Origin of the sequence: Oscillatoria sp. HE19RPO, assembly GCF_024220515.1 — a bacterium.
GTDB lineage: Bacteria > Cyanobacteriota > Cyanobacteriia > Cyanobacteriales > Laspinemataceae > Laspinema.
Window position 1 is genome coordinate 1 of sequence record NZ_JAMXOT010000256.1, and the last position, 6097, is coordinate 6097.

Consider the following 6097-nt stretch of genomic DNA (forward strand, 5'->3'; position numbering starts at 1 on the left):
AGGCTCAATGCCTTCGGGCAGAGAGAATAGCGGCAATTGGCACCGCCTTGATTGCCGAAAGGCTACGGCTGAGTAGGGTTTAGCAGTCTTACGACTGCCTTCTAAAGAATCCCCGTGTCTTTAGACCGGGGAGTGTCAACCTCAGTTCTTCCGCCTCTTGAAAATTCCCTGATTTCTGCCCTCCCAACCCCTCGGATTTTCTGAGGTTTAGGTAGAACTAAGGGGGAGCCAAAATAAGGCGAGGTCATCAATTCGGTAAAAACTCTGTGTTAGAGATCACTGCGGCTACCACCAACCTGTAAGATACTAGGCTAGGGAGCAACCTACCGGGGTGTCAAAATGCTTACAACAGTCAACAAAGAACTCAAGAGCGAGAGTTTGGAACTCCTGCGGGAATACCAAACCTCTCCCACAACCCATCTGCGGAATCGCATTGTCCAACTGAATGTTGGGCTAGTTCGCAAAGAAGTCCATCACTGGATGCAACAGTGTACGGAAACTTATGACGACCTCCTGCAAGTGGGCTGTTTGGGCTTGATTCGGGCGATCGAACGGTTTGATATGTCCAAGGGACACGCATTCAGTTCCTTTGCGGTTCCCTACATTCGTGGGGAAATTCAACACTATTTACGGGATAAAAGTCCCTCAGTGCGGATTCCGCGCCATTGGTTAACCCTGCAACGACAGGCAACCAAGGAAATCCAGAAACTGCAAGAAAGTCTAAATCGCCATCCCTCCGATGTGGAAGTGGCATCTGCCTTAAAAATTTCTGTTATAGAATGGCAAGAAATCAAACTCGCCTGTCGCAACCGAGCTCCCCTGAGTTTGGATGCTCCAGTCCAGGATGATGAAGAAGGTGCAGCATCCCTTGGGGAATTAGTGCCGGATGCCGGGTATCGCAGTTTCCAGTTAGCGCAGGAAGACCAAATTCGCCTGCAATTGGCCCTTGGAAAATTAGAGGATGGGACTCGCAAGGTTTTAGAGTTCGTATTCCTGCATGATTTGACCCAGAAAGAAACAGCGGAACGGATGGGGATTAGTTCGGTGACGGTTTCTCGGCGGGTAAAGAAAGGTCTAACTTCCCTCAAGAAATTGATGGGAGGAGCTGAATAGCTCAAAAACGGCTTATTGTGTTGAGAAATATAAAAGAATAAATAAAAGTCGTGTAAAGCGCGATCGCAACTTCAGAGGCGATCGCGCTTAGTCTGTTGGAACTCCGCATCCAGTGGAGAATCGGGGTCCGAATAACTGCGGCATGGGGATAATTGGGAGCGACAAACCGCAGCTATTGTTGAGGTCTATTACCATCATTCCCATTTATTGAACTAATCCTAACATCTCTTTGGGCATGACCGTATCCTGGAGATTGGCACCGACTAAGTTAATATTGGACAAATTGGCAGCAGTTAAGTCAGCATCGGATAAATCGGCAAAGGAGAGATTGGCATCGGTGAGATTGACTCCTTCGAGATTGGTTCGGGTTAAGGTGGCGCTGTTGATAAAGGCCCCTTGAAGATTGGCCCCTTGCAAATTTGCGCCGGTTAAGTCGGCACCTTCGAGGTTAACATCTTGGAGATTAGCACCAGAGAGGTCCGCATTTCGCAAGTCGGCACCAATCAGATGGGCTCCACTTAAGTCGGCACCAGCGAGGTTACAAGCGGCGCAGAGATTGGTTTCGATTAATTGGTTGAGATGCGCGGGATTTTGGGCAAAGGCAGGGGTGGCAGATAGGAGGGTGATTGAGAGTGCAGCGATTTTTAAAAGGGTGGCTTTCATGGGAGTTGTCTCCTCTAATGCTATATTTATATTTTCGCTCGTTTGGGGACATAATGCAGCGATCGCTCACCCCGAATGGGAGTGAGATATTTGCAACATTTAGGCGATCGGCGTCCTTGCAAAAAATCCCCACTCTGGTATAATTAGCAAAGATATTTCGCGGTTTACGGGGAATTAAGGCAGGGGGGGATGAGGTGTCTCACCCCTCACTTAACCATAAAATGGGGTAACTTGGGGGAGATTTAGGTATAATTAACGGGAAAACCTGCGATTGAGGTCAACAGCATGAATCCCATGACCCCGGATGAAGGGGAGAAAATTGCCCAGTTAATCGCGAGTTTACCCAGCGATCGCCTGTTAGAACAGTGTCAAACCCCGCAACAACAGGCAGAATGGCATAACATCAGGACCAATCAGCAGATGATTGCCGATTGTTGGCGGGCGAAATTTAGCGGGCGATTATTGGGCGACCCCATTGCTGATGCCTTAGATTATGACAAAATTTCCCCACATAAACATGACTTAATTAACTCAAGAGTTAATCTCTATAAAGAACAATGGCAACTGATTAAAATTGCTCATCCCTATCTACAAACATGGCATCAGGCAATTTATCAACAGATGCAGAAGCATCCCAAATTCTTCCAAGTTTTACCCTTCTGGCATAAATTGTTGTCCCCCGGGTTTAAAGCGCCCTATCCCTTTGTCACCCCCTGGGAATTGTTTTCAAAAACCCTCGAAGAAGAAGTTAATGCACCCATTGAATGGTCATTACAACCCTATTATGTCGTTCCGGTAAAGAAATGGAGAACCGCAACCGGACTGCTAAAAGAGCAATTTGAAAATTTGAACGCAGATGGCAGTTATCCGGAACAGAAACCCTCCACAGGGGATAAACTCAAAAATCAGATTGTTTATGACAAAGTGACCTTTTCCTGGTTAGGGTTCACCCTATTTGTCTGCCAATTTGTCGCTGTCAAAAATCCTGGGATTCGGAAACAATCCACCGCCTTTCATCGCGCCCTTGCCGAATATTACAAAATGGGTATTCGGGCCAGTCGTTCCGTGCGCGGGTTTACTTGGTACAAGGGAGAGCAAGTACCGAGTACCCAACATGGGGGAACATATCGTAAATAGGGCTAAAACACCAGTTTTTTTAATAAAAGTTCACATCAGGTCAAAAAAAATCCGCCTCCCCGAGAACTCCCATAGGGTGAACCTATCAATTTTGGTGTTCTCGGAGAATGATTGTGAGATTAAATTCATTAAAATCCATTGGCGTTTTTTCAAGTTTGGGATTCCTGTTTGTTGCCGGTATCCTGAGTGCGGATGCCCGAGATGTAGGGCTGAAACCCTTGCCGCCACAGCAGCCAATCCAAATCAGCCAAAACAATGTAGGTCCTCTGACTGGACAATGGAGACTTGCCATTGAGGTGACTGCACATACGGACTTAAGTGTGAGTACCCAACCCAATTACTGGATGGTCACATCTTTGGAACAAAGCGGGATAGAATTATCGGGGCGAATTCTTAATGCGAATCAAAATGCTTGTCCAGATGCGGAAATCTTGGGGACGGTTGAGGGAAATCAAGTCAATTGGACGATGTATTATACGGGGTCTTGTTGTCAAGGTGGCATGATGAAATTTGAGGGGGTGATGGTTTCACCAACTCGGATTGAAGGGACTTTAGTTCCGGCAGGGAGTTCACCGCCCAATTGTACGTTATGGTCGGGGAATGTGGTGGCAACTCAAGGGCATTATTATAAATGATTTTTGGGATTGGGGATTTTAACCCCTGTTTAGAGGGTTGGACCTTATGATCCTCATAAAAGCTATATATAGCGCGTCTAAATCATTTTGGCATGGAGATAGCGAGCAAGATGTTTGGGCCCCACGCACAGGCTACGCCGCACATCGGAGCTATGCCGTAGGCTTTACGCACTCCAACGCTTTCGGGGGTAAATCCAGTGTCAAATTCATTTAGGGTCGCTATATGGGGTTTATGGGTATTCCAACAAATACATCATCCAAATGCGATGGTTAAGGAACTAACAACACTCTACTAGCCCGCGCAGGCGGGCTATAGCCCGATAGGGCATGAACGCGCTCAATCCGTATAGCCCCACCCCTGAAGGTGCGGGTTTTTTGGGTATTTTATTTTTTCGAGTTCCCTTATGGGTAAGTCCTGAAGTTAAAGACACCTCGGGGTTTAGAGTCTCTAAGCATTCGCATAAACCCCTACAAGACAAAGTGGGTTTCTTTAACAGTTTTAGGGTCATCAATTGCAAATAATCCTGGGGAGTTAATTAAGCACTTTTTCTTTTTATAAAAACCGTCTCTTTAAAAGTTTTATTTAATTTATCGGGTTCAAATCAACTCTTAAGTTTCTCTAAAATTACCGGGAAGTTTTCGGATAGTTTAGTTGAAGTTATCACAATTTTTTACTCTGGGGAGCCTAGATGAGCAGGTGATATTTCCCAGTTAAAACGCTGGCTCTGTCTATTGTTTTAGAAAATTTTACAGATTACTCAACTCCATAGAGAGCATATAGCCTCTAGCTTTAGGGGCCACTTGGGACGCCATTCCGAGGAGACCCGGACTGGACAACTGGCCCCAAATTATTATCAGCTTTGAGTTTCAGAAGTTAGCTTGAGCCGTATGGGTTAAAAACCCCGCCGAACAACTTAAGTCGATTGAAACCGACTGCTCGTCTGAGCGGCTGGTGTTTTGAGTCGGTTAAAACCCGACTTTAGGGGGATCAATCAATCGCCGTAGGGGCGATTGATTGATCCCCCTCGGTTATTGCCCCTGATGCCAGATGTCAGTCTAACTGCATAATTTGTCAAACTCGCTTGTTGTCGGAGCTTTGATGGGGAGGAGGCTTTGTCTAATCGCCCCGATGGATTTACAATTGTAGAGCCACAAGAACAGCGGAAGCACCTGGGATTCGGATTTCTGGGAGTCGCCGGGACAACTCCGGCAGTGAATCCACAAGTTGGCTGTCACTCACTGTCATCAAACCTGCCGTCCCATCATTCTCTAGGAGGAGTGTCAATGTCTACAAAGATAACGGAAATTCTCGGCCCGGATGGTGAAACAATCTATATTCAATATGACGATGAAGATTCGGACGAACTGCAAGCGGTCGGTTATATTGATGATATTAAAGAACGAACGGAAAAGTTAAAAACGTTGATGGTGAGTACGGTTCAGGGTTATTCCCAGATTGTCCTTGATGCGGTTAAACAAGGCATGAGTCACCCGGCACCGAGTAAAGTTACTTTGGAATTTGGGTTGCAGGCGGGTGGGGAAACGGGAGTCCCATTTGTGACCAAGGGATCGGCCCAGGCTAATGTCAAAGTTACCATTGAGTGGGAACTCAACGGGAGCAAAACACCGTAAACCTGAGTGGGAGGGATGGGACAACATCCTATTAGCATTGATGATATTGACAAGCTAATTCTTCAATTAATTCTCTCATCGCCTTTACCATTGGCATACCTGTAAGGATTTCGATCCAGTACCATTGCCCATTCGGATTAAGTTCAATAAAATAAAGCGTTTCATCATCATCTCGAATAATATCAAATGCTCCAAAATTTAAGCCAAATTCATCTAACATTTGGTACAGCTTATTGATATATTCAATAGGTAATTTGTCTGCAATATGAATGAGTTTTTCAGGTTCAGTAACGCGCCAATCTAAAGCAACATCAGAATCTTTAGTATGTTGGGCATCAATCCGGCAAACAAAGTGATTTTTCCCAATTAAAGTAACACGATATTCTGCCTTTTTAGCAATGCGCTTTTGTAGGAAAACAGGGGCTAATCGAATACTATCTTTAAATTCTTCTAGGGTTTCTAAATCTATAGGTCGAGTATAACATCCATATTGTTTCCCATCATGCAAGAATCCAGAATAGCGCATTGGTTTAATAATACAAGACCCTTGTTTACTTAAAAATTCATAAATTGCTTCATAAGAATTGGTAACCAAAGTCGGCGGGATGGCAATCCCTAATTTTTTAGCCACTGGAATTTGATTAATACGATGGGATGGCAATCGAAGTTTATAATAGTGATTAACCCATTTCGCTTGAGGATAAAGACCACAAAAGGAATAAATCAATGATTCTGTTTCTTCTTGACAATATTTAATTGCCCAATCATCTGTAACTGGGCGCATCTAGGAGTTGGGGGAGGGGCCAGAATTGGAAAAAAAGTTCGCATCCGAAAACAAGTCATCGAAGCGACCATTTACCCAGGTTAGGCGTAAATGCAGCAAGTGATTAAATCCCTCAGAACTCCATCGCATACCT

6 protein-coding genes are annotated in these 6097 nt (G+C 45.1%); 4 read left to right on the plus strand and 2 right to left on the minus strand.

Annotated elements, in window-relative coordinates; all coding sequences use genetic code 11:
* Positions 1-339: 339 nt before the first annotated feature.
* Positions 340-1113: an RNA polymerase sigma factor SigF gene (locus NG833_RS21715; RefSeq protein WP_254567363.1), complete on the plus strand. Its 774-nt coding sequence runs from the start codon at positions 340-342 to the stop codon at positions 1111-1113.
* Positions 1114-1317: 204 nt separating this feature from the next.
* On the opposite strand, the gene NG833_RS21720 is transcribed toward NG833_RS21715, so the two are convergent.
* A complete protein-coding gene (locus tag NG833_RS21720) occupies positions 1318-1776 on the minus strand; it encodes a pentapeptide repeat-containing protein (RefSeq protein WP_254567364.1) in 459 nt (152 codons plus the stop codon).
* 285 nt (positions 1777-2061) lie between these two features.
* On the opposite strand from NG833_RS21720, the gene NG833_RS21725 reads away from it, so the two are divergent.
* The 3 genes from NG833_RS21725 (at position 2062) to NG833_RS21735 (ending at position 5180) form a co-directional block, all read left to right on the plus strand.
* Positions 2062-2913, plus strand: a complete 852-nt coding sequence (locus NG833_RS21725) for a hypothetical protein (protein WP_254567365.1) — start codon at positions 2062-2064, stop codon at positions 2911-2913.
* Between the two features lie 113 nt (positions 2914-3026).
* Complete coding sequence (locus NG833_RS21730) at positions 3027-3548, plus strand: hypothetical protein (RefSeq protein ID WP_254567366.1); 522 nt, start codon at positions 3027-3029, stop codon at positions 3546-3548.
* Positions 3549-4832: 1284 nt separating this feature from the next.
* Complete coding sequence (locus tag NG833_RS21735) at positions 4833-5180, plus strand: CU044_2847 family protein (RefSeq protein WP_254567367.1); 348 nt, start codon at positions 4833-4835, stop codon at positions 5178-5180.
* Positions 5181-5211: 31 nt separating this feature from the next.
* Here NG833_RS21735 and NG833_RS21740 read toward each other — a convergent pair whose 3' ends face one another.
* On the minus strand, positions 5212-5964 hold the full coding sequence (locus tag NG833_RS21740; protein WP_254567368.1) for a hypothetical protein: 753 nt from the start codon (positions 5962-5964) through the stop codon (positions 5212-5214).
* Positions 5965-6097 lie beyond the last annotated feature (133 nt).